Source organism: Microbacterium galbinum (genome assembly GCF_023101185.1).
GTDB lineage: Bacteria > Actinomycetota > Actinomycetes > Actinomycetales > Microbacteriaceae > Microbacterium > Microbacterium galbinum.
In genome coordinates this window covers 89,288-115,083 of sequence record NZ_CP078077.1, presented here as the reverse complement: position 1 = coordinate 115,083, position 25,796 = coordinate 89,288, and the positions used below count along the sequence as shown (strand labels likewise).

Here is a 25,796-nt window from a genome sequence, read left to right as displayed (position 1 = left end):
GCCTCGGTGGGCCGGAGCCCGGTGCTCAGTGCAGGTCGGTGTCGGCGGGCGTCCGCGTCCATCGGGAGAACCGCACGGCGAGTCCGCTGCGCGTCGGCCCGGCGAGGAACGGCCCGGCGGATGCCGCGGCGTCGCCGTCGAACGGGGCGACCCGCACCAGTCGCCACGGGCCGTCGGCCGCGCGGGCACGCACGATCAGGGCATCCGCCCACCGGCTCACACGCACCGTGACCTCGGTGTCGAGCCAGTCGTCGACGTACCCGACGGACCAGTCGGAGCGGATGGCGGTGACGACGGCGCCGAGGCCGAGGTGCCCGTCGGCGTACTCGAGGCCGGCTTTCATCCAGTGCTCGTCGTCGATGCGCACGAACACACCTGCTTGATCGAACTCTCCGGTCCAGGGCGCGTGGAAGGAGACCTCCATGGCTTCGCCGACGGCGAGTGGGGCGAGGAGCGCGTGCTCGGTGTCGTGGACGAATCCGTAGGCGGTGTGCCGCCAGGCATCGCTTCCTTCGACGGCGGTGGCGATGAGCTCTTGTCCGCTCTCGGTCGAGAGGGGAGGATGGGTCCAGGTTCCGGCGCTCCACGGGACGTTCTGCGATTCAGGCATATCTCGAGAATATAGCCAATAAAGGCATAACTCAAGAATATGCGTGATACGGTTATGCACATGGTCATCGCCGTGATCGCCGACATCGTCGGCTCCCGTTCACTGAGCGACCGCGGGGTCGCCCAGCGTCGACTCGACGACGCGATCGCTCAGGCCGAGCGCGATCGCCCGCTGGCGCTGCAGCCCCTCACCCCGACGGTGGGCGACGAGCAGCAGGCCGTCTATGGCGATCTCGAGGGGGCGATGACGTCGCTCCTGATGATCCATCTCGCACTTCCCGACGACATCGGGTTGCGGTTCGGGCTCGGTGTGGGGGAGGTCCGCCGCGTGGATTCCGCGCACGGAGCGCTTCCCGACGGGCCGGGATGGTGGGCTGCACGCGAGGCGATCGACCTCGCCCACGAGCGCGAACGACGAGCGGTCCCGCGCTCGCGCACGTGGATTGTCGGTGCCCCCGGTCAGAATGAGGTCATGGAGTCGACGATCGCGGTATCGAACGCCTACCTCCTCGTCCGCGACGAGCTGGTGGGAGCGATGAGCGAGCGGGAGCGACGGCTGACCTACGGTCGCGTGGTGGGCCGCTCCCAGCAAGAACTCGCCGAGATCGAGGGCGTGACCCAACCCAGCGTCTCCAAGTCGCTGCGTCGGGCCGGAGCCCAGGCGCTCATCGACGGCCTGGCGACGCTGCGCGGTGACATCGCATGATCCTCGCCGGCTTCCTCCTTCTCGCGGTCGGTGCCGTCGACCTCGTGCGGCAGTTCGCCGCGCGCCGCTGGATCGGTTATCTGGTGGTCGCGGTGCTGCTCCTCGTGCTCGGCAGCGTCGGCGACGCGCTGCTCCCGATGCTGGCTGCGTTCGTGGTCGGTGCCCTCTGGGTGTGGTGCATGCCCGACGACCGTCCCTCACCCGCCGGGTTCTGGCCGGCCGTGCTGCTCGGCATCGTCGGCGTCGGCGCCGTGGTCACTCTCCCCGAGCGCTCGGGCGCGGGCCTGATCGGCGAGGTGTGGCGCCTCGATTCGCCGGTCGGCGCGATCTCCTTCGATCTCGCCGTCCTGGTGGTCGGTGCGGCGGCGTTCCTCCTTGAATCCGCGAACCTCGTGGTGCGCGCGGCTCTCGACGGCGAACACACCTGGCGCCCGGTCGAGCGCCGAGAGCTCGAGCCGACCCCCGCCGATGCGGAGCGGGCCGACGGCGAGTCATCGGCATCCGCATCCGCATCCGCATCCGAACCGACGGCGGCGATCGATCGGCGCAGTGCATTCCAGGGCGGGCGATTGATCGGCCCCCTCGAGCGGATCCTGGTGCTCATGCTGACCCTCGCTGCGGCGTACCCGCTCCTGGCGGCGATGCTCGCGGCCAAGGGCATCGTGCGATTCCCCGAGATCTCGCGCGGACGCGAGACCGGTGCGCGGGCCGAGTACTTCCTGGTCGGCAGCCTCGTCAGCTGGGTGATCGCCCTCGGCGCGGCGTTCCTCGTCTGGTGGTCGGCGAACGGGTGAGGCATCCGGCGCTGATAGCCTGGAAAGCGTGTCTGATCCCGCTCTGACGACTGCGACGCCGGCGATCGACCCCACGTTCGAGAACGTGTGGGACGAACTCGTGTGGCGTGGCCTCGTCCACGTGTCCACCGACCAGGAGGCGCTGCGCGCCCTGCTCGCGGGAGACCCCATCACGTATTACTGCGGGTTCGATCCCACGGCACCCAGCCTGCACCTGGGTAACCTCGTGCAGCTGCTGACGCTGCGCCGCATCCAGCTCGCCGGTCACAAGCCGCTGGGGCTCGTCGGAGGGTCGACGGGGCTGATCGGCGATCCGCGGCCGACGGCCGAACGCACACTGAACACGCGTGAGACGGTGGCCGAGTGGGTCGATCGTCTGCGTGCTCAGGTCGAGCGCTACCTCAGTTTCGAGGGCGACAACGCCGCTCGGATCGTCAACAACCTCGACTGGACGGCGCCGCTCTCTGCGATCGACTTCCTGCGCGAGGTCGGTAAGCACTTCCGTGTGGGCACGATGCTCAAGAAGGACGCGGTGGCAGCCCGCCTCAACTCCGACGAGGGAATCAGCTACACCGAGTTCAGCTACCAGATCCTCCAGGGCATGGACTTCCTCGAGCTCTACCGCCAGTACGACTGCGTGCTGCAGACCGGCGGGTCCGATCAGTGGGGCAACCTCACCAGCGGCACGGATCTCATCCGGCGCTCCGAGGGGGCGTCGGCGCACGCGATCGGCACCCCGCTGATCACGAACAGCGACGGCACCAAGTTCGGCAAGAGCGAAGGCAACGCGATCTGGCTGGATGCATCGATGTGCAGCCCGTACCGCATGTACCAGTTCTGGCTGAGCACCGCGGATGCCGATGTGATCGAGCGTCTGAAGGTCTTCACCTTCCTCTCGCGCGCCGAGATCGAGGAGTACGCGGCACTCGTCGAGTCCGAACCGTTCCGTCGCGCCGCGCAGAAGCGCCTCGCGCTCGAGGTGTGCGCGACCGTGCACGGCGTCGAGGCGACGGCGGCGGTGATCGCGGCATCCGACGCGCTGTTCGGTCAGGGTGACCTGACCGCACTCGATGCGGCCACGCTGCGGACCGCGCTCGAGGAGCTCCCGAACACGACCGTCGCGCTGGGCTCGCCAGTGGTCGAGGCACTCGTCTCGACCGGTCTGGTGTCGAGTCTCTCCGAGGCGCGGCGTGCGATCGCCCAGGGCGGCGTCTCGATCGACGGCGCGCGCGTCGAAGACGAGAACGACACGGTGCGTGGTGGTCTCCCCGGTGGGGTCTCCGTGCTCCGTCGCGGTAAGAAGACCCTGGCCGGCGTGTTCATCGCCTGACGGTTCCGTGCCGTCGCGCCTCGGCGCCGACACCGAGGAGGACGGATGCCGTTCACACCCAGCCACGCGCTGGTCGCACTTCCGTTCGTCCGGACGCCGCTCGTGCCGGCGGCGATCGCGATCGGGGCGATGACCCCGGACCTTCCGCTGTTCCTCCGCGGCGTGGGACTGAACTACGAGTTCACCCACACCGCGGGGAACGTGGTCTGGACCGCGCTCCTCGCGTTCGTGCTCTTCCTCGTGTGGCGCATCGTGCTGCGTCCGGCCGTGCCGGAGCTCGTTCCGGCATGGGTCGCGCGGCGGCTTCCCGAGGGGTGGAATCGCTCGGCGTTCGCGGCGGCGGGGGAGGCCGTGGGAGTCGGTGGGCGTCGGGCGTACCCGGTGCTGCTCGCCGCGTCGCTGATCCTCGGAGTGATCTCGCACATCCTCTGGGACCTCTTCACGCACGAAGGGCGTACCGGCGTCGAGCTGGTCCCGGCGCTCGACGAGATGTGGGGCCCGCTACCGGGCTACAAGTGGCTGCAGCACGGATCGAGCGTGATCGGGCTGGCGATCATCGGCATCTGGGCGCTGGTCTGGGTGCGGCGTCGGTCGCCTCGACCCACCCTGGATCGCCGCGTGCCGCAGGGTGTGCGCGTCGCCTGGTGGGTGTCCCTCCCCGTCGTCCTGATCGGATCGTGGATCGTAGGACTGTTGATCTGGGGTCCACTCGACGCGGAGTTCACCGCGCAGCACCTCGCCTACCGGGTGCTGCCTCCGGCCTGCGCGATCTGGGGAGCGGCCACGATCGTGCTGTGCCTCGTACTCGCGATGCGCCGCTCACGTCACCAGCGCGGCTGATCCCGTCCCCAGGGCCGCGGGGCTGCGAAGTCGAATCCCGGAATCACCGAGCCGACGGTCACGATGCTCCGTCCGCCGACGGAGAACCGCGTCGTATGGCCTGAGCCGTCGATCGTTCGCTCGGCGGCGAGGACATCGTGTCGTGGCAGCCCGAGCAGTTCGGCGGCGATCCGTCGCAGCGAGGTCGAGATGATCCAGCTTCCGCCCTCGAGCTCCCGCCGGCGGAGAGCGACGCAGACGGCGGCGGCCAACAGGTATCCCGCGCTGTGGTCGAGCGCCTGAGCAGGGAGCGCACCGGGCGCACGCCCATCCCGTGACTCGATCCAGGAGATGCCGGACTCGGCCTGCACCAGACTGTCGAATCCCGCCCGGTCCGGATGCTCGCTGCCCCAGGCGCTCAGTTGGGCGATCACCAGGTGCGGATGACGACGCGCGAGCGCGTCCGGATCGAGCCCGAGGCGCGCGATGCTCGACGGGCGGTATCCGAGCACGACGGCATCCGCGGACGACAGCAGCTCCTCCATCTGCGGGGAACGGGCATCGAGGAGAGCCGTTCGCTTCCCATGACCGGTATCGAGGTGCTGCCACTCCGGTTCGGGCAGATGCGGAGGATCGATGCGCAGCACGTCGGCACCGAGGAGGGCGAGCGTGCGCGTGCACACCGGTCCGGCGATGACGCGTGTGAGATCGAGCACGCGGTACCCCGCGAGCGGAGCGTCGGGTGACCGGGGTCTCGACAGGTCTGCGAGCGACGGGCGGGTGCCGTCACGCGACACCTCGACGAGTGCTGTCGTGCGCAGAGCACGATCGACCGCGGGACGTTCGTGCTCCACGACGACGGCGAGCCCACCCGCAGAAGCGATCTCACGGGCGGCGTCGACCGCGGTGATACGGCCGAGAGCGGCCGCCACGTCCGTGGCGTCACCGTTCGGCGCGACGCCGAGGCCGCGACGCAGGGCTGCCGCGTGATGCGGGTAGTTCCCGTGGGTGCGGAGCCAACCGTCACCAGTGGACCAGAACCCGGAGAACGGTGACCAGACAGAGCCAGAGGAGCCGTCGGTCGTGAGGAAGCGATCGCTCCGATACGCCACGGCGATGCGCTCGAGGTCGATCGTCCGGAGGTCGGGTCCCGCTACGGCGCTGATCGCCGCGACGCTGGAGCGGGCGAGTTCGTCCGTCGCGAGCCGAGAGGGGAGGGGGACGGTGCCCCGCGGTTCGGGGGTATCGACGTCCACCGGGGGAGTGATCGCCAGATCCTCGAAGACGCGTCGCAGCAGTGAGGTGGGCATGCGCCGAGCGTAGTCCCGGCGCGTTGCGGGCCGGAAAACGCCTGTGACCGGGACGAAGGCGATCCGGGAGCCCCTGCGACACGCCCGAGCGGTGCGCCCCGATTTGCCAGAAGCTCGGAATCCCCGTAACTTATTACTTGTTCGCCCCACAGGGAAGCGGAAAGGCCGAGAGCCTCACCCCCCTCAAGCGGAGAACGAATCCCGATCCACTCTCACTTGAGAGAACAGACGCTTGCGTCTAGGATGGGAGACTCACCTCTTCTACAGCTTGTCTGGCTGTGCAGCGGATCACTGATCTGCTCGACACGCCGACTTGACAAGCCGGATGAGATGGGTAAGATAGAGAAGTTGCCCTTCGGGCCTGGTTGTGATGACTGGGTCGTGGGAGCATCCGATCCTTGAGAACTCAACAGCGTGCACTTGTCAAATGCCAAATAACCTCGATTCAGCTTCGGCTGGATGAGATTCCTTTGGATCAAAGACCAACCTCCTTGTGGGGTTGGCAACGGATGAAGTCAGCAATGAATTTGTCTCTTTGGTCAGCATCAAACTCGCTGCTTCCCGGTTTTTCCCCGGGTGGTATGCATTTCTTTTTTACGGAGAGTTTGATCCTGGCTCAGGATGAACGCTGGCGGCGTGCTTAACACATGCAAGTCGAACGGTGAAGCAGAGCTTGCTCTGTGGATCAGTGGCGAACGGGTGAGTAACACGTGAGCAACCTGCCCCTGACTCTGGGATAAGCGCTGGAAACGGCGTCTAATACTGGATATGTGACGTGACCGCATGGTCTGCGTCTGGAAAGAATTTCGGTTGGGGATGGGCTCGCGGCCTATCAGCTTGTTGGTGAGGTAATGGCTCACCAAGGCGTCGACGGGTAGCCGGCCTGAGAGGGTGACCGGCCACACTGGGACTGAGACACGGCCCAGACTCCTACGGGAGGCAGCAGTGGGGAATATTGCACAATGGGCGGAAGCCTGATGCAGCAACGCCGCGTGAGGGATGACGGCCTTCGGGTTGTAAACCTCTTTTAGCAGGGAAGAAGCGAAAGTGACGGTACCTGCAGAAAAAGCGCCGGCTAACTACGTGCCAGCAGCCGCGGTAATACGTAGGGCGCAAGCGTTATCCGGAATTATTGGGCGTAAAGAGCTCGTAGGCGGTTTGTCGCGTCTGCTGTGAAATCCGGAGGCTCAACCTCCGGCCTGCAGTGGGTACGGGCAGACTAGAGTGCGGTAGGGGAGATTGGAATTCCTGGTGTAGCGGTGGAATGCGCAGATATCAGGAGGAACACCGATGGCGAAGGCAGATCTCTGGGCCGTAACTGACGCTGAGGAGCGAAAGGGTGGGGAGCAAACAGGCTTAGATACCCTGGTAGTCCACCCCGTAAACGTTGGGAACTAGTTGTGGGGTCCATTCCACGGATTCCGTGACGCAGCTAACGCATTAAGTTCCCCGCCTGGGGAGTACGGCCGCAAGGCTAAAACTCAAAGGAATTGACGGGGACCCGCACAAGCGGCGGAGCATGCGGATTAATTCGATGCAACGCGAAGAACCTTACCAAGGCTTGACATATACGAGAACGGGCCAGAAATGGTCAACTCTTTGGACACTCGTAAACAGGTGGTGCATGGTTGTCGTCAGCTCGTGTCGTGAGATGTTGGGTTAAGTCCCGCAACGAGCGCAACCCTCGTTCTATGTTGCCAGCACGTAATGGTGGGAACTCATGGGATACTGCCGGGGTCAACTCGGAGGAAGGTGGGGATGACGTCAAATCATCATGCCCCTTATGTCTTGGGCTTCACGCATGCTACAATGGCCGGTACAAAGGGCTGCAATACCGCGAGGTGGAGCGAATCCCAAAAAGCCGGTCCCAGTTCGGATTGAGGTCTGCAACTCGACCTCATGAAGTCGGAGTCGCTAGTAATCGCAGATCAGCAACGCTGCGGTGAATACGTTCCCGGGTCTTGTACACACCGCCCGTCAAGTCATGAAAGTCGGTAACACCTGAAGCCGGTGGCCTAACCCTTGTGGAGGGAGCCGTCGAAGGTGGGATCGGTAATTAGGACTAAGTCGTAACAAGGTAGCCGTACCGGAAGGTGCGGCTGGATCACCTCCTTTCTAAGGAGCATCTGACTCTTCGGAGTCCAGAACCCAGATCGAAGGCACATGTTCTTCGCTGGGAGCTCATGGGTGGAACATTTGACATGGCATCGAGATCTGATCTCTGGTCGAGTACGCAACTTCGGTTGTTGGAAAGAGTGGGGTGAGGGGACCGGTGCCTGCACGCTGTTGGGTCCTGAGGGACCGGATGCGATCTTCGGATCGTTTCTGTACCTCTGGGCCTCTTCTGGTTTCCCCCGTGTGGGGTTGCTGGATGGGGTACCGCCCGTACTTTGAGAACTACACAGTGGACGCGAGCATCTTGCAGCCGGCTTTCGAGCTGGTTGCACAAGATGATCTTAAAGATCATTAGTCAATTTCATGCCAGGCTTTCGGGCCTGGTGTCGATTCTGATTCAAACTCATGTGATTTCAAGTCTTTAAGAGCAAACGGTGGATGCCTTGGCATCTGGAGCCGAAGAAGGACGTAGCAATCTGCGATAAGCCTCGGGGAACTGATAAGCAAGTTTTGATCCGAGGGTGTCCGAATGGGGAAACCCCGCTGGGCGGCGTGCCGACCTAGTGACTCCCGCCTGAATATATAGGGCGGGTAGAGGGAACGTGGGGAAGTGAAACATCTCAGTACCCACAGGAAGAGAAAGCAACCGCGATTCCGTTAGTAGTGGCGAGCGAAACCGGATCAGGCTAAACCTAGCGTGTGTGATAGCCGGCAGGCGTTGCACGTTGGGGGTTGTGGGACTTTTCAGTCATCTCTGCCGAGGTGGCGGCGTTACAAGAAGGTATAGACGAACGGTCTTGAAAGGCCGGTCATAGAGGGTGCCAACCCCGTAGTCGAAATGCCTCTCTTGGCGCGAAGAGTATCCCAAGTAGCACGGGGCCCGTGAAATCCCGTGTGAATCTGTCAGGACCACCTGATAAGCCTAAATACTCCCAGATGACCGATAGCGGACAAGTACCGTGAGGGAAAGGTGAAAAGTACCCCGGGAGGGGAGTGAAATAGTACCTGAAACCGTTTGCTTACAAACCGTTGGAGCAGCCTTAGTAGCTGTGACAGCGTGCCTTTTGAAGAATGAGCCTGCGAGTTAGCGATATGTGGCGAGGTTAACCCGTGTGGGGTAGCCGTAGCGAAAGCGAGTCTGAATAGGGCGATTCAGTCGCATGTCCTAGACCCGAAGCGAAGTGATCTATCCATGGCCAGGTTGAAGCGACGGTAAGACGTCGTGGAGGACCGAACCCACTTAGGTTGAAAACTGAGGGGATGAGCTGTGGATAGGGGTGAAAGGCCAATCAAACTTCGTGATAGCTGGTTCTCTCCGAAATGCATTTAGGTGCAGCGTTGCGTGTTTCTTGCCGGAGGTAGAGCTACTGGATGGCCGATGGGCCCTACAAGGTTACTGACGTCAGCCAAACTCCGAATGCCGGTAAGTGAGAGCGCAGCAGTGAGACTGTGGGGGATAAGCTTCATAGTCGAGAGGGAAACAACCCAGACCACCAACTAAGGTCCCAAAGCGCGTGCTAAGTGGGAAAGGATGTGGAGTTGCCTTGACAACCAGGAGGTTGGCTTAGAAGCAGCCACCCTTGAAAGAGTGCGTAATAGCTCACTGGTCAAGTGATTCCGCGCCGACAATGTAACGGGGCTCAAGCACGCCACCGAAGTTGTGGCATTGACATTATTGGTAGGCCTTCGTGGTCCAGCCGTGTTGATGGGTAGGAGAGCGTCGTGTGGCCAGCGAAGCGGCGGTGTAAACCAGCCGTGGAGGCTACACGAGTGAGAATGCAGGCATGAGTAGCGAAAGACGTGTGAGAAACACGTCCTCCGAAAGACCAAGGGTTCCAGGGTCAAGCTAATCTTCCCTGGGTAAGTCGGGACCTAAGGCGAGGCCGACAGGCGTAGTCGATGGACAACGGGTTGATATTCCCGTACCGGCGAAGAACCGCCCAAGCTAATCCAGTAGTGCTAAGTGTCTGAATCCCACTGACGGATCCCTTCGGGGTGAAGCGTTGGGCCTAGCGCACGACCCCATTCTGGTGCGGTTAGCGTATTAACAGGTGTGACGCAGGAAGGTAGTCCAAGCCAGGCGATGGTTGTCCTGGTGCAAGTGCGTAGGCCGAACGGTAGGCAAATCCGCCGTTCACATAGGCTGAGACACGATGCGGATAAAAAGTGGATGATCCTATGCTGCCAAGAAAAGCATCGACGCGAGGTTCTAGCCGCCCGTACCCCAAACCGACTCAGGTGGTCAGGTAGAGAATACCAAGGAGATCGAGAGAATCGTGGTTAAGGAACTCGGCAAAATGCCCCCGTAACTTCGGGAGAAGGGGGGCCTTCGACGTATTAGGACTTGCTCCGAAAGCGTTTGGAGGCCGCAGAGACTAGTGGGTAGCGACTGTTTACTAAAAACACAGGTCCGTGCCAAGTCGCAAGACGATGTATACGGACTGACGCCTGCCCGGTGCTGGAAGGTTAAGAGGACCGGTTAGCCGTAAGGCGAAGCTGAGAATTTAAGCCCCAGTAAACGGCGGTGGTAACTATAACCATCCTAAGGTAGCGAAATTCCTTGTCGGGTAAGTTCCGACCTGCACGAATGGCGTAACGACTTCCCAACTGTCTCAACCGCGAACTCGGCGAAATTGCATTACGAGTAAAGATGCTCGTTACGCGCAGCAGGACGGAAAGACCCCGTGACCTTTACTACAGCTTGGTATTGGTGTTCGGTGTGGCTTGTGTAGGATAGGTGGGAGACTTTGAAGCATGGACGCCAGTTCATGTGGAGTCATTGTTGAAATACCACTCTGGTCACTCTGGATATCTAACTTCGAACCGTAATCCGGTTCAGGGACAGTGCCTGGTGGGTAGTTTAACTGGGGCGGTTGCCTCCCAAAAAGTAACGGAGGCGCCCAAAGGTTCCCTCAACCTGGTTGGTAATCAGGTGTCGAGTGTAAGTGCACAAGGGAGCTTGACTGTGAGACTGACAGGTCGAGCAGGGACGAAAGTCGGGACTAGTGATCCGGCAGTGGCTTGTGGAAGCGCTGTCGCTCAACGGATAAAAGGTACCTCGGGGATAACAGGCTGATCTTGCCCAAGAGTCCATATCGACGGCATGGTTTGGCACCTCGATGTCGGCTCGTCGCATCCTGGGGCTGGAGTAGGTCCCAAGGGTTGGGCTGTTCGCCCATTAAAGCGGTACGCGAGCTGGGTTTAGAACGTCGTGAGACAGTTCGGTCCCTATCCGCTGCGCGCGTAGGAAATTTGAGAGGATCTGACCCTAGTACGAGAGGACCGGGTTGGACGAACCTCTGGTGTGTCAGTTGTTCCGCCAGGAGCACCGCTGATTAGCTACGTTCGGGATGGATAACCGCTGAAAGCATCTAAGCGGGAAGCCGGCCTCAAGATGAGATTTCCATACCTTCGGGTGAGAGGCTCCCAGCCAGACTACTGGGTTGATAGGCCAGATGTGGAAGTGCAGTAATGCATGCAGCTGACTGGTACTAATAAGCCGATGACTTGATAACACACCGTTTGTTGGTGCTACGCGTCCACTGAGTGGTTCTCGATGTACGGTCGAGAACCGCATAACAACAATGACTTTGTTATGTGTTTGATTGAAACATCAATAGTGTTTCGGCGGCCATAGCGTGAGGGAAACGCCCGGTTACATTCCGAACCCGGAAGCTAAGCCTCACAGCGCCGATGGTACTGCAGGGGGGACCCTGTGGGAGAGTAGGACACCGCCGGACTTCTTTTAAGTAAAATGGCCACCCAATGCTGGGTGGCCATTTTGCGTTTACAGGGATAGGAATCATCATGCCGGAAGACGACCAGCGCCGCCCGCGTCGCGACAACGACCGCGGAGCCCGCAACGAGCGCCCTTCCGGCGGACGACCGAACTATCGCGAAGGGGGGCAGCGCCGCGAGGGCGGCTATAACCGCGACGGTGGTTCTGCTCCGCGTCGCGAGGGCGGCTACAACCGCGACGGTGGCTCCGCGCCCCGTCGCGAGGGCGGTTACAACCGCGATGGTGGTGCTCCGCGTCGTGAGGGCGGCTACAACCGTGATGGTGGTTCTGCTCCGCGTCGTGAGGGTGGGTACAACCGTGAGGGTGGTGCCCCGCGTCGTGAAGGCGGGTACAACCGTGACGGTGGTGCTCCTCGTCGTGACGGTGGTGCCCCGCGTCGTGAAGGCGGGTACAACCGTGACGGTGGTGCCCCTCGTCGTGAAGGTGGGTACAACCGTGATGGTGGTGCCCCTCGTCGTGAAGGTGGGTACAACCGCGATGGCGGTGCTCCCCGTCGTGAAGGTGGGTACAACCGTGATGGTGGTGCCCCGCGTCGTGAAGGTGGCTACAACCGCGACGGTGGTGCCCCTCGTCGTGAAGGTGGGTACAACCGTGATGGTGGTGCCCCGCGTCGTGAAGGCGGGTACAACCGCGAGGGCGGTGCTCCGCGTCGTGAGGGGGGCTACAACCGTGATGGTGGCTCCGCGCCGCGTCGTGAGGGCGGCTACAACCGCGACGGTGGTGCCCCGCGCCGTGAGGGCGGGTACAACCGCGACGGTGGTGCTCCCCGTCGCGAAGGCGGATACGATCGCGACCGCGCGCCCCGCCGCGAAGGGAACGGCGCCGGCCGCTCTTACCCGCAGCGCGGGGGAGCGGGGCGTGAGCGTCCTGTGCAGGCGACGAACGAGCGTCCTCGCTTCGATGAGCCGCAGATCCCCGAAGAGGTCACCGCGCGGGATCTCAATGGCGCCGCGCGCAATGAGCTCAAGACGCTGAGCAAGGAGAACGCCGAGCACGTCGCTCGTCATCTCGCGATGGCGTCGCGACTCATCGACGAAGACCCCGCGCTGGCACACGAGCACGCCCTCGCCGCGTCGCGGAGCGCCGGACGTATCGCGATCGTGCGTGAAACCCTCGGGATCACGGCCTACGCGACCGAGGACTTCGCCCTGGCGCTGCGCGAGCTTCGTACCTTCCGTCGTATCTCCGGAAAGGACGACCAGATCGCGCTCATGGTCGACAGCGAGCGCGGCATCGGTCGTCCTGACCGTGCGCTCGAGACCGGACGCTCCGTCGACCGTTCCACGCTGGCGACTCCCGTGCGGGTCGCGCTGGCGATCGCGATGTCGGGTGCTCGTCTCGACCAGGGCGACCTCGAACTCGCTCTCGGTGAACTCGAGATTCCCGAACTCGACCCCGATCGCGCCTTCGAGTGGAGCCCGGCACTCTTCGCCGCCCGCGCCGCCGTGCTCGAGGATCTCGGTCGTGACGACGAGGCGGCGTTCTGGGCGCACCGCGCGGAGGTCGCCGCCGAAGCACTCGGTATCGACGAGGCAGGCGACGAGGAGATCTTCATCGAGGACGGCCTCATCGAGGGCGACTTCGATGACGACGCCGCGGACGCCGATACGGAGGACGAGACCGCCGCCGAAGCGACTTCGGAGTCCGAAGCGTCAGAAGACTCGGTTCCCGAGTCGGATGCCGTGGACGCCGAGCCGTCCGTCGAGGATGAGGTGCGCGAGCTCCTCGGCGAGTCCGACGACGACGCCGAGACGCCGGGGGCCTGAGTGGCGCTGTTCTCCAAGAAGCGCGCGGCAGTGACCCCGCTCGACGGGGTCGACACCGTCCTGGCCGACCTCGACGGTGTGGTCTACGCCGGTCCCGGGGCCCTTCCGTACGCCGTCGACAGTTTGAACGAAGCGGCACGTCGTGTGCGTCTCGGGTACATCACCAACAACGCGTCCCGCACGGATGCGTCGGTCGCTGCCCACTTGACCAGCCTCGGTCTCGAGGTCGCGCCGCACGACGTGGTCACCAGCCCTCAGGCGGCGATGCGGCTTCTGGCCGATATCGTCCCCGCTCCCGCCACGATTCTGGTCGTCGGGGGAGACGGCCTCGTCGACGAGCTGCAGAAAGCCGGATACACCGTCACCCGCAGCGCGCAGGACTCTCCGCAGGCCGTCGTGCAGGGCTTCGCACCCGAGGTGGCCTGGACGGATCTCGCCGAAGCATCCTTCGCCTTGCAGCTGCCGGAGGACGAGGGTGGCATCCCCTGGATCGCCACCAACACCGACTGGACGATCCCGCGTGAGAGGGGCGTCGCCCCGGGCAACGGCACGCTCGTCTCGGCAGTGCACACGGCGGTCGGTCGGCTCGCGACCGTGGCCGGAAAGCCCGAGACGCCGATCTTCGACGAGGCCATCGCGCGCTTCGACGCGAAGAGGGCGCTCTTCATCGGTGATCGGCTCGACACCGACATCATGGGAGCCAATCGCGTCGGCATCGACTCCGTGCTCGTGCTGACCGGCATTGACCGCCCGAAGCATGTTCTGGCGGCCCCAGAGGGATCGCGCCCGACGTTCATCGTGAGCGACCTTCGGGAGCTGCACCAGCCGTACCCTGCGACCGTCGAGCGCGATGGCGTCTTCCACGTGAACGGGGCCGCGGTGCGCGTGCGCGGCGCCGATGTCGAGATCGTCGCCGACGGCGGGGAGCAGATCGATCTGCTTCGGGCGGGAGCAGCAGCGATCTGGGCGTCGGGAACCCCGGTGTTCGTGCTCCGGGTGCCCGAGCACCTCTACGACGATCCGTTCCACCGTCCCTGATCGCAACCGGTGCCCGGTTCGTCGCCTGCGCCGTGGCGACCGCCGCTGTCCGAGGCGCCGCGTACAGTGGAATCCGTGAGCGAAGATAAGACGAGCACCCCGACCGACGGTCTGTGGAGCCGGCTGCGTCTGATCGAAGGACAGCCGTTGCCTGCGCGCGCCGACGCTTACTCGGCGCTGCACGACGACCTCGCCCGACGCCTCGAGAGCGGGGCGAAACTCGACCCCCGGGAGACGCCGACACGATGACGCGCCTCGATGCCACCCTCGCCGCGCGGGGACTCGCTCGTTCGCGCACGCACGCCGCCACTCTGATCGCCGAAGGACTCGTGTCGGTCGACGGCACGCCCGTCGTCAAAGCGTCCACCGCGGTGACGGACTCCTCCGAGATCTCGATCGCAGGCGCCGATCACTATGTCGGTAGAGCCGCGCACAAGCTGATCGCCGCGCTCGACGGCTTCGATGTCGGCGTCGATGGGCGTCTCGCCCTCGACATGGGGGCATCCACCGGCGGCTTCACCCAGGTGCTCCGTGAACGCGGTGCTCGTCGAGTCCTCGCGGTCGACGTCGGGCACGGCCAGCTCGCGCCTTCGATCGAGGCTGACCCCGGTGTCGTCTCGGTCGAGGGGTACAACGTCCGCCACATGACTCCTGAGAATCTCGCGGAGGCGACCGGGGAACAGGCGCTGCCCGATGTCATCGTCGGTGATCTCTCGTTCATCTCCCTCGAGCTCGTGCTCCCGGCCGTCTCGGGAGTCGCAGCCCCGACGGCAGACATCGTCCTCCTGGTGAAGCCGCAGTTCGAAGTGGGTCGCACCGCGGTGCGCGGTGGACTCGTCACCGACCCGGCGACTCGCGCCGATGCCGTGGCGCGAACCGTGTGGAGCGCGTGGGACGCGGGGCTCGCGATGCTGGGCATCCTTCCCTCCCCGATTCTCGGAACACACGGCAACTCCGAATACCTCGTCCATCTCGCGCCGGGGCGCGGTAGCAATCCGACAGAATGGTTGGATCGCATCAACGCTTTGGCAGGAGGACGATGAACGAGCGCAGCATCCTGGTCGTCGCCCACGCCGGTCGCGCCGACACGGTCGCGGCTGCACGGCGGGTGATCGAATCCCTGCGCGGTGCGGGCGCGCGACCTGTGCTGGCGTCGGACGACCGCTCCGAGCTCGCCGCGGTCGACGCGTTCTTCGCCGACGTCGCCGAGCTGGGCACCACCGTCGATCCCGGAACACTCGAGCTCGCGATCGTGCTCGGCGGGGACGGCACGATCCTGCGGGCGGCCGAGCTCGTGCGAGAGACCGGGGCGCCGGTCCTCGGCATCAACATGGGCCACGTCGGCTTCCTCGCCGAGATCGACCGTGACGATATGGACGACGCCGTGCGGCGCGTGATCGCTCGCGACTACGAGGTCGAAGAGCGTCTGGCCCTGTCGGTGCGCGTCAAGGATGCGGCGGGCGCGGTCGTCTACGAGACCTGGGCGCTCAACGAGGCGACGGTCGAGAAGGCGAGCCGGGAGCGCATGATCGAGGTCGTGCTCGAGATCGACGGGCGGCCCCTGTCGAGCTTCGGCTGCGACGGCATGGTGATCTCGACCCCCACGGGCTCGACCGCGTACAACTTCTCGGCCGGCGGTCCCGTGATCTGGCCGAGTGTGGAAGCGATCGCCGTCGTGCCGCTCTCGGCGCACGCGCTGTTCGCCAAGCCTCTCGTCGTCAGCCCCGACGCCGCCGTCGCGATCGAGATGCTCGAGCGTACGGACGGCTCCGGCATCCTCTGGTGCGACGGACGCCGATCCCATGAACTTCCGCCGGGTGCGCGAGTGGTCGCGCGCCGCTCGTCGCGGCCCGTGCGACTCGCTCGTCTTCACCCGACCGCGTTCACGGACCGCCTGGTGCGCAAGTTCCAGCTCCCGGTCGAAGGATGGAGAGGGCAGGAGGTGCCGTCGTGATCGAAGAGATGCGGATGCAGGGACTCGGCGTCATCGATGATGCCGTGCTGCCGCTGGGTCCCGGGTTCACGGCGATCACCGGCGAGACCGGTGCGGGGAAGACCATGGTCGTCACCGGCCTCGGGCTGCTGCTCGGTCAGCGCGCTGATTCCGGCGCGGTGCGGGCGGGGGCCGCCCAGGCATCCGTCGCCGGCGTATGGATCGTGCCCGAGACCGGACCGGTCTCGGAGATCGTGTCGGATGCCGGTGGCGAACTCGAGCCGGCCGGCGCAGGTCGTTCCGAGCTCTACGTGTCGCGCACGCTGAGCGCCGAAGGGCGCAGTCGCGCGAGCGTCGGCGGACGAGCGGCCCCGGCGGGCGTGCTCTCGGCGCTCGCCGACGAGCTCGTCGTGGTCCACGGCCAGTCCGAGCAGCTGCGGCTGCGATCCGCGGCCGCTCAACGCGACGCGCTCGACCGCTTCGGTGGAGCGCCGATCGCATCCGCACTCCAGACCTACGTCATTGCGTTCGAGCGTTGGCGGGCCTTGGATGCCGAGATCTCCGACATCAGCGAGAATCGCGACCGCCGCGCCGACGAGGCGACCCGGTTGCGGGAGGCGCTCGCCCTGATCGAGGCGACGGCGCCCGAGGCGGGGGAAGACGAGGAACTCGCCGAACGGGCGGAGCGCCTCGCGAATTCCGAAGAGCTCCGGCTCGCGGCATCCGTCGCCCATGGGGCGCTCTCGAACGAAGAGGGGGAGCCCGACGCCTCTGCTCTGGTGGCCGAGGCAAGACGCGTGCTTGAGCGGGTGACCGATGCCAAGCTGGCGGCGATCTCCGAGAGCCTCGCCGACATCGGTTACCGCCTGACCGATGTCGCCGGTCTGCTCTCCGCGTACCTGGCCGACCTCGACGAGTCCGGTCCGCACGAGCTCGCGGCCGTCGAAGAGCGGCGTGCCGCCCTCGGCACCCTGATCCGTGCGCACGGCTCCCTCGATGAGGCGCTCGAGGTGTGGCAGACGGGCTCGGCCCGGCTCGCCGAGCTCGACGACGATGACGACCGCCTCGAGCGACTGCTGGCCGAACGCGACGCCGCCCGTGAGGAGCTCGATGCCGCAGCGGATCGTCTCACCGCGGCGCGCACCGAGGCAGCCGAACGTCTGGGTGCCGCCGTGACCGACGAGTTGCATGCGCTGGCGATGCCGGATGCGCGTCTCGCCGTTGCGGTATCGACGGGGTCCGAGAGCACCCATGGTCGTGACGACATCGCCATCCTGCTCGCCCCGCATCCCGGCGCCGAACCGCGCTCCGTCGCCAAGGGCGCCTCGGGAGGAGAGCTCTCCCGTGTGATGCTGGCGATCGAGGTCGTCATCGCCGCGACCGATCCCGTGCCGACCTTCGTCTTCGACGAGGTCGACGCCGGCATCGGCGGCGCAGCGGCGATCGAGGTCGGGCGGCGACTCGCCCGGCTTGCAGAGAAGTCGCAGGTGATCGCCGTGACGCACCTCGCCCAGGTCGCCGCATTCGCCACGAACCACCTGTCCGTCGTGAAGTCCAACGACGGAGCAGTCACCGCCTCGAATGTGAGGCGGCTCGACGGTGCGGATCGAGAGGCGGAGATGGCTCGTCTGCTCTCCGGACTCGCCGATTCCGACGCCGCACTGACCCACGCCCGTGAACTACTCAGCCTCGGTCGCTGAACGAACTGTTAGGATAGAAGCCCGTGATGAACTCTTCTTCTGCGGGACCCAACAACGACACCACCAAGCACATTTTTGTGACGGGCGGTGTCGTTTCGTCTTTGGGTAAGGGGCTCACCGCAGCGAGCCTGGGAAACCTGCTCACGGCTCGCGGAATGCGCGTCGTGATGCAGAAGCTCGACCCGTATCTCAATGTCGATCCGGGAACGATGAACCCGTTCCAGCACGGCGAGGTCTTCGTCACCGACGACGGCGCCGAGACCGACCTCGACATCGGCCACTACGAGCGTTTCCTCGACATCAACCTGTCGCAGGCCGCGAACGTCACGACCGGCCAGATCTACTCGCAGGTCATCGCCCGTGAGCGCCGGGGGGAGTACCTCGGCGACACCGTCCAGGTCATCCCGCACATCACCGACGAGATCAAGCGCCGCATGCGCCTGCAGGCGTCGGAGGACCCGCGCCCCGACGTCATCATCACCGAGGTCGGCGGCACCGTGGGCGACATCGAGTCGCAGCCCTTCCTCGAGGCGGCCCGCCAGCTGCGCCACGAACTCGGTCGCGACAGCGTCTTCTTCGTGCACGTCTCCCTGGTCCCGTTCATGGGAGCCTCGGGTGAGCAGAAGACCAAGCCGACCCAGCACTCGGTCGCGGCCCTCCGCCAGGTCGGCATCCAGCCCGACGCGCTCGTGCTCCGCAGCGACCGCCCGGTGAGCGAGAGCAACCGCAACAAGATCGCCCTCATGTGCGACGTCGACGTCGAGGGTGTCATCAACACCGTCGACCTGCCGAGCATCTACGACATCCCGTCCACGCTCAACGATCAGGGCCTCGACTCCTACATCGTGCGCCGCCTCGGACTCGACGCCAAGGCGGCCGATGTCGACTGGACGCGCTGGAACAAGGTGCTGCACGCGGTCCACAATCCCAAGCATGAGGTCACGATCGGGCTCGTCGGCAAGTACATCGACCTGCCCGACGCGTACCTCTCGGTCACCGAGGCGCTGAAGGCGGGCGGCTTCGCGCAGGAGACGAAAGTCAACATCCGCTGGATCCCCTCCGATCTCTGCGAGACGCCCGAGGGTGCGCAGGAGCAGCTGTCGCAGCTGGACGGTATCTGCGTTCCCGGCGGCTTCGGCATCCGCGGCATCGAGGGCAAGCTCGGCGCCCTGCGTTTCGCCCGTGAGCAGGGCATTCCGACCCTGGGCCTGTGCCTCGGACTGCAGTGCATGGTCATCGAGTACGCTCGTCACGTCGCCGGGATCGAGGGCGCATCGTCGAGCGAGTTCGACCCCGAGACCTCCGAGCCGGTCATCGCGACCATGGCGGAGCAGGTCGAGATCCTCGACGGCGGCGACCTGGGCGGCACGATGCGTCTGGGCCTCTACCAGGCGGCTCTCGCCGAGGGATCTCTCGCACGCGAGGTGTACGGCGCGCCGCAGGCCTCCGAGCGTCACCGTCACCGCTACGAAGTGAACAACGCCTACCGCGGTCGTCTGTCCGACGCCGGCCTGGTCTTCTCGGGCCTGAACCCCGAGCTCGACCTGGTCGAGTACGTCGAGCTGCCGCGCGACGTGCACCCGTACTACATCGCCACCCAGGCTCACCCCGAGCTGCGTTCGCGCCCGACCGACCCGCACCCGCTGTTCCGCGGTCTCGTCGGCGCAGCCATCGAGCGCCACCGCGCGAGCGAGCTTTTCGATGTCGACGCGGCCGCCGATGCCTGAGACTCACGTCGGCGCGGGCGATCTCCACGACGAGCCCTTCGAACCCGAGGTCCTGCAGAGCGACCTCGCGTTCGAGGGGGCCGTGTGGGACGTCCGTGACGACCGGGTGCGTTACGGCGACGGTGAGATCCGTCGCCAGTACGTCGCCCACACCGGTGCGGTGGCAATCCTCGCGCTCGACGACGACGGGCGCGTGCTGCTCATCCAGCAGTACCGGCATCCGATCCGTCACCGTGACTGGGAGCTGCCCGCCGGGCTCCTCGACGTGCCGGGGGAGGAGCCGCTGGAAGCGGCTCGCCGAGAGCTCGCCGAAGAGGCCGACCTCACCGCTTCCCAGTGGGAGCCGCTCGTCGCCTCGTGGACGACTCCGGGCGGAAACGACGAGCTCATCCATATCTTCCTCGCTACGGGACTCTCGGATGCCGAGACTCCGCATGCGAGAGAAGACGAAGAGGCCGACATTCGCGTCGAGTGGGTTCCCCTGGCGGATGCCGTCGACGCGGTGCTCGCCGGGCGCATGCGCAACGGCATCCTGAGCCTGGGCGTGATGGCGGCGACGCTGAGGCTGCGCGACCGGGGCTGAGGATGCTGCTCGCGCGCGCCCTCGACTCGTATCTGCGTCACGTCACGATCGAGCGCGGCCTGAGCGACCACACGGTCTCCGCGTACCGGCGGGACCTCGACGGCTATATCGCCTGGTTGTCGGAGCAAGGTGTCACGGATACCTCCGAGGTCACGGCCCAGGTGATCGGCCGGTTCATCGAGGAGCGCTCCTCGGAGGTGCCGCCGCCGGCCGCGACCAGCCTCGCGCGACTGCAGTCGTCGGTGCGCGGATGGCACCGGTACCTTGCCCGCGAGGGCATCGAACAGGACGATCCGAGCGGGCGCCTGCGACCGCCGAAAGCCCCCCGGAGACTGCCGAAAGCGCTGACGATCGACCAGGTCGAGAGGTTGCTCCAGGCGCCCTCGTCGGAGGAACCGATCGGCATTCGCGACCGTGCGCTTCTCGAGCTGCTCTACGCGACTGGTGCGCGCGTGTCGGAGGCGGTCGGACTCGACGTCGACGATCTGGCCCACGGCGATGTGCTGCGTCTGCGCGGCAAGGGGTCGAAGGAGCGCATCGTTCCCATCGGGTCGTTCGCCCGCGACGCCGTCGACGCGTATCTCACTCGGGTGCGTCCGGGTCTCGCCGCGAAGGGGCGGGCATCGGCACGCCTTTTTCTCGGAGCGCGGGGGGCGCCGCTCTCGCGGCAGAGCGCCTGGCTGGTGATCCGTTCGGCCGCCGAGCGTGCGCAGATCACGGCCGAGGTCTCGCCGCACACGCTGCGCCACTCGTTCGCCACGCACCTCCTCCAGGGCGGAGCGGATGTGCGCGTAGTGCAGGAGCTCCTCGGGCATGCCTCGGTGGCCACCACCCAGATCTACACGCACGTCTCGGTCGACACTCTCCGCGACATCTACGCGACCTCGCACCCGCGCGCCCGCTGACGCGGAGCGCTTCTTTCGCGCCGGCATCCGAGGTTCCGGCCCGGCGGATTGGTATGCCGGAAGCCTCCGAGTCCACCTCCAAACAGGGGCAAATGCTCCAGAGTCCGGCGCGCCTTTTCGTACGGTGAGATCTTCCGTCCCCGCGACATTGGAGTCTTCATGCGATTCTCGCGCCCCCTCGCTGCCTGCGCGGCAGCGGCTGTCATCCTCACCCTTTCCGCGTGCGCCGAGGCGCCGTCCGACAGCGACGAGTCTGTTGAGACACCGCTGACCCCCTATTGGGAGGCGCTCTACGGAGGGGGTGCCGATATGGACGAGCAGATGAAGGAGCAGCAGGAGGTGGAGGCGAAGATCCAGAAGAAGGTCGCCGAGTGCATGACCGAGCAGGGGTTCGAATACACGGCCTTCGTCCCCGACTTTCAGAATGACACCGACATGTCGGGCTCCGATGATGACGTCTGGGATCCCGATGACGAGAAGTGGGTGGCCAAGTGGGGGTATGGCATCACCGACTGGCCGGGACGCGAGGACGAGGACCAGGAGCAGGAGCAGTACGAGGAGGAGGCTTCCGATGATCCGAACTACGCGTACTACGAGTCCCTTCCGGAAAGCGCGAAGGTTGCGTATGACGAGGCCCTCTCCGGCCCGGTTCTGACGGACGAGGAATACGCCGACCCCGACTACGAATACAACTGGGAGGAAGGCGGATGCTACGGGAAGGCGTCGCACGAGGTCGAGGTCGAGAGCGAGAACGACGTCGAAGAGGCTGACCTGAGCAAGTACGAAGACCTGATCACGCGGATGGACTCGCTGTGGGAGGAGCAGTTGAAAGACCCGAAGATCGTCGCCCTCGAAGGCGAATGGTCAACCTGCATGAGCGAGGCAGGGGAAGCGGGATTCAACACGCAGTACGACGCGGCGGAATCGATCAATACCGAGTATCAGGAACTCAACCCGACGATTGTCGATCCGGGGCCAGAAGAACCCGAGGTCGATGGGGAAGCTGCCGAGGAACTCGACCTATCTCCCGAGACGGATCCGGAGCTCGCCGCGCTGAAGAAGCGTGAGATCGACCTGGCCTTGACCGACCTCGAGTGCCGGGAGAAGACGTCGTATGGCGACCGCTACCAGAAGCTCTCCATCGACTTCGAGCAACAGTTCGTTGACGAGAACAGGGCCGAGCTCGACGCGATGAAGCTCGCGTTGGAGCAGGTCGGCTGAGCCAGGTGCCGAAACGATCGGAGGACATTCGAATGGACATCACGAAGAAGATGATCGCCATCGCGGGCGTCGCGCTCGTCGTCGGCCTCGCCGGGTGCACAGCCGACGCCGCGAACGAGGAGGAGGGCAGCGGTTCGCAGACCGCCGCGGAGACGAAGTCACCGCTCGAGGAGTACCTGGCGTCGGTGTACGACAGCAGCCTGAGCGAGGAAGCGCAGGAGAAGGAGCGGAAGGCGCTGGACGCGAAGTTCGGGGAGGTTCTGGTGAAGTGCATGAAGGAGCAGGGGTTCGAGTACTACACCGTCGAGACTGAAGATATCGCTGAGGCCGAGATCGACTGGCGTCCTGACGACCGGGACTGGGTCGAGAAGTACGGCTATGGCACTTTCGAGAACCCCGCTTTTGGCGAGGCCGAGGTTGAGCAAACCGAACCCGACCCCAACTTCGCCTACCGGGACTCGCTTCCCGAATCGGCGCGGGCCGCATACGATCTGGCCTACTCCGGTCCCGACAATCCCGTCGACGAGAACGGGCAACCGCTCGTCGACTACGACTGGAAGCAGGAGGGATGCAACGGGCTCGCGAATCACGAGGTCTTCGATGCAGGAGAACCCGATCCCTACGCCGATCTGCAGGCTCGCATTGACGAGGTGCAGCGGGGCTGGGACATGGACCGCCCGGAGATGGCGGAGCTCAACGGCGAGTGGTCTGCCTGCATGTCGGAGGCTGGCGAGTCCGGCTTCGGGATGCCGTTCGACGCACGCGCGTCGGTCAGCGAAGCGGATCCGGGGAACATCAAGCCTGCTCCCGGCGAGGACCCCGACGACGTAGAGAGTCCGTCGGAGGACTCCCCGGAGATGAAAGCGCTGCGCGAGCGCGAGATCGAGCTCGCTCTGATCGACCTCGACTGCCGTGAGAAGACCGAGTACGCGAAGAAGTCGCAGGAGCTCCAGTACGCGGCCGAGCGCCAGTTCATCGAAGACAACAAGGCCGAGCTCGACGAGTTCAAGCTCGCTGCCGAACAGGCGGACGGATGACCATGAACGCACCTGATGAGAACAACGAACCCGCGAACGACGGCCACGAGAACGGTCGCACCGAGCCGATCACCTCACGCACCGAGCTGGCGAGGATCCAGGACGCGACCCCGACGACCACCTTCTCGGAACTGCTCTACGCCGCGCCGGATGACGACATCCGACTCGAGAATCTCGACCTTGCGGACGACGTTGACACGTCCGATGAGGAATCGGAACCGACCGACTCCTCCCGTGTGTCGGGCTGGGGGCGCGTGCTCCGCGGCAACCGCACCCTGTGGATCGTCGCGGCCAGCGCGGTCGTGTGCCTCGTCGCTGGACTGCTGGTCGGGCGGTTCGTGCTGACGCCCGAAGACGCGTCCGCTGATGCGCCGGATCCCGGGTTGGTGACCGCGCCGGTCGAGTTCGGCGAGCTGACGAACGACGTCACGCTGCGCGCGGACGTCGGCTACGCGGATGCCGTCGACGTGAAGATCGACACCTCCGGGCTGTCCGGAGGTGCGGCCGTGGTGACGATGGCTCCGCCTGCCGTCGGCACGGTGCTCAATCCGCTCTCCGTCGCTCTCGAGGTGGCGGATCGCCCGGTCATCGTGCTTCCCGGGGAGCTGCCCGCGTACCGCACCATGAAGTTCGGGGCCTCAGGTCAAGATGTGCTCCAACTGAAGCAGGCGCTCGCAGGGCTCGGGTTCGGCGTCGGCGACGTGAAGTCGAACCTCTACGATCAGGCGACTGCCGAGGCCGTCGGGGCGCTGTACGCGAAAGCCGGCTATCCGGTGCCCGAGTCGGAAGAGGAAGGCGCCGAAGACGCTGTCGCCGAGGCGGAGAAGGCGGTGCGCACGGCGAACGACGGCGTGACGTCAGCGGAAGAGGCGCTCGCCGAGGCGGGAGCCGGACCGGGCCGCTCCGAGCTCCTCGATCTCGACGTCAACGTCGCGGCTGCGGAGGCAGGGCTCGCCGAAGCGAAGAAGACAGGGGAGGGAGTCCAACAGGCGGAATGGGATCTCCAGAAGGCGCGCGTCGCCCGCGAGGAGGCGCTCGCGCCGAAGAACACGAGTGCCGAGCAGGCGGCGCTCGCCTCGGCGAAGGAAGACGTGACGGCCGCGGAGAAGGACCTGGAAGAGGCGCGACAGAACGCCCTCCCATTCCTCCCGGCCAGCGAAGTACTGTTCCTGACCGAGCTGCCCCGTCGCGTCGACGAGGTGAAGGTCAAGCGCGGCGCCGTGCTGACGGACGCGGCCATGACCATCTCCGGGGCAACGATCCGCCTGACCGGCGCCGCTGCGGAAGCAGACGGGGCCCTCATCAAGAAGGGCAGCGAGGCGACCTTCGAACTCACCGGCGGCGATGGCACGGAGTTCCACGCCGTGATCGCCGCGGTGGCGAAGGGCGAGGGAGAGTCCTCTCGCTGGACCGTGATCCTCGAGCCCGATCCCCTGAAGCCGGAGCAGATCGAAGCGCTCAAGGGACAGAACGTCCGTGTGAAGGTACCCGTCGGCAAGACCGAGGGTGAGGTGCTCTCGGTGCCGCTTGCCGCAGTGACGGCGGGCCCGGGTGGCGAATCGCGCGTCGAGGTCGTCGACTCGGATCCTCGCGAGGGCGACGAGGCGAAGACCCACGTCGTCGTCGTGGAGACCGGTCTCGCGGCGAAGGGGGCCGTCGAGGTCACACCCGTCGAAGGCGAACTCGACAAGGGCGACCTGGTGGTGATCGGAGAGTGAACACCGCGCTGGTCGAACTGCGAGACGTCACCCGCTCGTTCCCCGGACCGCCCGAGGTACAGGCGCTGAAGGCCGTGAACCTGAAGGCCGATGCCGGTGACTACATCTCGATCGTCGGGCCCAGCGGCTCCGGAAAGTCGACGATGCTCAACCTCCTGGGGTTGCTCGATCGGCCGAGCGTGGGGGAGTACCGGCTCGCCGGATCGCTGACCGGCGATCTGACCGACGACGAGCGCGCGGCCGTGCGGGCGCGCTTCATTGGATTCGTCTTCCAGGCGTTCCACCTGATGCCGCGCCGCAGCGTGCTCGACAACGTGTTGATGCCGATGCTCTACAGCGGGGTCCCCCGCAAGGAGCGGGAGGCGCGAGCCCGAGACGCGCTGAAGCGTGTCGGACTCGGGCACCGGATCGAGTTCTTCCCGAACTCGCTCTCGGGCGGAGAGCGCCAACGCGTCGCGATCGCGCGCGCCGTCGTCAGCGGCCCGAAGCTGTTGCTCGCCGACGAGCCCACGGGCAACCTCGATCAGACGACGTCGGGTGAGGTCATGGAACTCTTCGAAGAACTCAACGACGATGGCCTCACGCTCATCGTCATCACGCACGACCCGGTGGTGGCGCGCCGCGCTCGCCGCAGCATCCGCATCGCCGACGGCCGATTGAGCGAACTGTGACGCCGGACTCGCCGC

The 25,796-nt window shown here is 65.3% G+C and carries 19 protein-coding genes and 3 rRNA genes; 20 read left to right on the top strand and 2 right to left on the bottom strand.

Annotated elements, in window-relative coordinates; translation table 11 throughout:
* Positions 1-25: 25 nt before the first annotated feature.
* Positions 26-610 (bottom strand): DUF1349 domain-containing protein, encoded by a 585-nt coding sequence (locus KV396_RS00655; protein ID WP_247956522.1) that lies wholly within the window; start codon positions 608-610, stop codon positions 26-28.
* A gap of 60 nt (positions 611-670) precedes the next feature.
* On the opposite strand from KV396_RS00655, the gene KV396_RS00650 reads away from it, so the two are divergent.
* From KV396_RS00650 to KV396_RS00635, 4 genes are read left to right on the top strand one after another with little or no spacing between them, the layout of a single operon-like run.
* Positions 671-1,315 (top strand): SatD family protein, encoded by a 645-nt coding sequence (locus KV396_RS00650; protein WP_247956521.1) that lies wholly within the window; start codon positions 671-673, stop codon positions 1,313-1,315.
* The gene (locus tag KV396_RS00645) at positions 1,312-2,109 is read left to right on the top strand and encodes a hypothetical protein (RefSeq protein WP_247956520.1); all 798 of its coding nucleotides are present in this window, start codon (positions 1,312-1,314) and stop codon (positions 2,107-2,109) included. The genes KV396_RS00650 and KV396_RS00645 overlap by 4 nt, the downstream gene beginning before the upstream one ends.
* A gap of 28 nt (positions 2,110-2,137) precedes the next feature.
* The gene (gene tyrS, locus KV396_RS00640; protein WP_247634412.1) at positions 2,138-3,439 is read left to right on the top strand and encodes a tyrosine--tRNA ligase; all 1,302 of its coding nucleotides are present in this window, start codon (positions 2,138-2,140) and stop codon (positions 3,437-3,439) included.
* Positions 3,440-3,484: 45 nt separating this feature from the next.
* Positions 3,485-4,279: a DUF4184 family protein gene (locus tag KV396_RS00635; protein ID WP_247956519.1), complete on the top strand. Its 795-nt coding sequence runs from the start codon at positions 3,485-3,487 to the stop codon at positions 4,277-4,279.
* Here KV396_RS00635 and KV396_RS00630 read toward each other — a convergent pair.
* Positions 4,264-5,568 (bottom strand): CoA transferase, encoded by a 1,305-nt coding sequence (locus KV396_RS00630; RefSeq protein WP_247956518.1) that lies wholly within the window; start codon positions 5,566-5,568, stop codon positions 4,264-4,266. The genes KV396_RS00635 and KV396_RS00630 overlap by 16 nt on opposite strands.
* A gap of 593 nt (positions 5,569-6,161) precedes the next feature.
* Here KV396_RS00630 and KV396_RS00625 point away from each other — a divergent pair.
* The 16 genes from KV396_RS00625 to KV396_RS00550 all read left to right on the top strand — a co-directional run bounded on the left by KV396_RS00625 (position 6,162) and on the right by KV396_RS00550 (position 25,781).
* A 16S ribosomal RNA gene (locus KV396_RS00625) occupies positions 6,162-7,683 on the top strand.
* Positions 7,684-8,094: 411 nt separating this feature from the next.
* Positions 8,095-11,198: ribosomal RNA gene (locus KV396_RS00620) — 23S ribosomal RNA — on the top strand.
* 108 nt (positions 11,199-11,306) lie between these two features.
* Positions 11,307-11,423 (top strand): 5S ribosomal RNA (gene rrf / locus KV396_RS00615).
* Together the 16S, 23S and 5S rRNA genes form the textbook arrangement of a ribosomal RNA operon.
* Positions 11,424-12,351: 928 nt before the next feature.
* Positions 12,352-13,248 (top strand): hypothetical protein, encoded by an 897-nt coding sequence (locus KV396_RS00610; RefSeq protein ID WP_247956517.1) that lies wholly within the window; start codon positions 12,352-12,354, stop codon positions 13,246-13,248.
* Complete coding sequence (locus KV396_RS00605; RefSeq protein ID WP_247956516.1) at positions 13,249-14,286, top strand: HAD-IIA family hydrolase; 1,038 nt, start codon at positions 13,249-13,251, stop codon at positions 14,284-14,286. It begins immediately after the preceding gene.
* A gap of 75 nt (positions 14,287-14,361) precedes the next feature.
* Entirely contained in the window at positions 14,362-14,535 is a 174-nt protein-coding gene (locus KV396_RS00600) for a hypothetical protein (RefSeq protein WP_247622030.1), read from the top strand.
* Entirely contained in the window at positions 14,532-15,329 is a 798-nt protein-coding gene (locus KV396_RS00595) for a TlyA family RNA methyltransferase (RefSeq protein WP_247956515.1), read from the top strand. The genes KV396_RS00600 and KV396_RS00595 overlap by 4 nt, the downstream gene beginning before the upstream one ends.
* The gene (locus tag KV396_RS00590) at positions 15,326-16,240 is read left to right on the top strand and encodes an NAD kinase (protein ID WP_247956514.1); all 915 of its coding nucleotides are present in this window, start codon (positions 15,326-15,328) and stop codon (positions 16,238-16,240) included. Before KV396_RS00595 ends, KV396_RS00590 begins: the two co-directional genes overlap by 4 nt.
* The gene (gene recN, locus KV396_RS00585; RefSeq protein ID WP_247956513.1) at positions 16,237-17,919 is read left to right on the top strand and encodes a DNA repair protein RecN; all 1,683 of its coding nucleotides are present in this window, start codon (positions 16,237-16,239) and stop codon (positions 17,917-17,919) included. Before KV396_RS00590 ends, recN begins: the two co-directional genes overlap by 4 nt.
* Before the next feature lie 26 nt (positions 17,920-17,945).
* Entirely contained in the window at positions 17,946-19,646 is a 1,701-nt protein-coding gene (locus tag KV396_RS00580; RefSeq protein WP_247956512.1) for a CTP synthase, read from the top strand.
* A complete protein-coding gene (locus KV396_RS00575) occupies positions 19,639-20,229 on the top strand; it encodes an NUDIX domain-containing protein (protein WP_247956511.1) in 591 nt (196 codons plus the stop codon). The genes KV396_RS00580 and KV396_RS00575 overlap by 8 nt, the downstream gene beginning before the upstream one ends.
* A gap of 2 nt (positions 20,230-20,231) precedes the next feature.
* Positions 20,232-21,134 (top strand): site-specific tyrosine recombinase XerD, encoded by a 903-nt coding sequence (gene xerD, locus KV396_RS00570; protein ID WP_247956510.1) that lies wholly within the window; start codon positions 20,232-20,234, stop codon positions 21,132-21,134.
* 309 nt (positions 21,135-21,443) lie between these two features.
* Complete coding sequence (locus KV396_RS00565) at positions 21,444-22,355, top strand: hypothetical protein (RefSeq protein WP_247956509.1); 912 nt, start codon at positions 21,444-21,446, stop codon at positions 22,353-22,355.
* A gap of 32 nt (positions 22,356-22,387) precedes the next feature.
* Positions 22,388-23,392 (top strand): hypothetical protein, encoded by a 1,005-nt coding sequence (locus tag KV396_RS00560; RefSeq protein WP_247956508.1) that lies wholly within the window; start codon positions 22,388-22,390, stop codon positions 23,390-23,392.
* 2 nt (positions 23,393-23,394) lie between these two features.
* Positions 23,395-25,110, top strand: a complete 1,716-nt coding sequence (locus tag KV396_RS00555) for an efflux RND transporter periplasmic adaptor subunit (protein ID WP_247956507.1) — start codon at positions 23,395-23,397, stop codon at positions 25,108-25,110.
* Complete coding sequence (locus tag KV396_RS00550) at positions 25,107-25,781, top strand: ABC transporter ATP-binding protein (RefSeq protein WP_247956506.1); 675 nt, start codon at positions 25,107-25,109, stop codon at positions 25,779-25,781. Before KV396_RS00555 ends, KV396_RS00550 begins: the two co-directional genes overlap by 4 nt.
* Positions 25,782-25,796 lie beyond the last annotated feature (15 nt).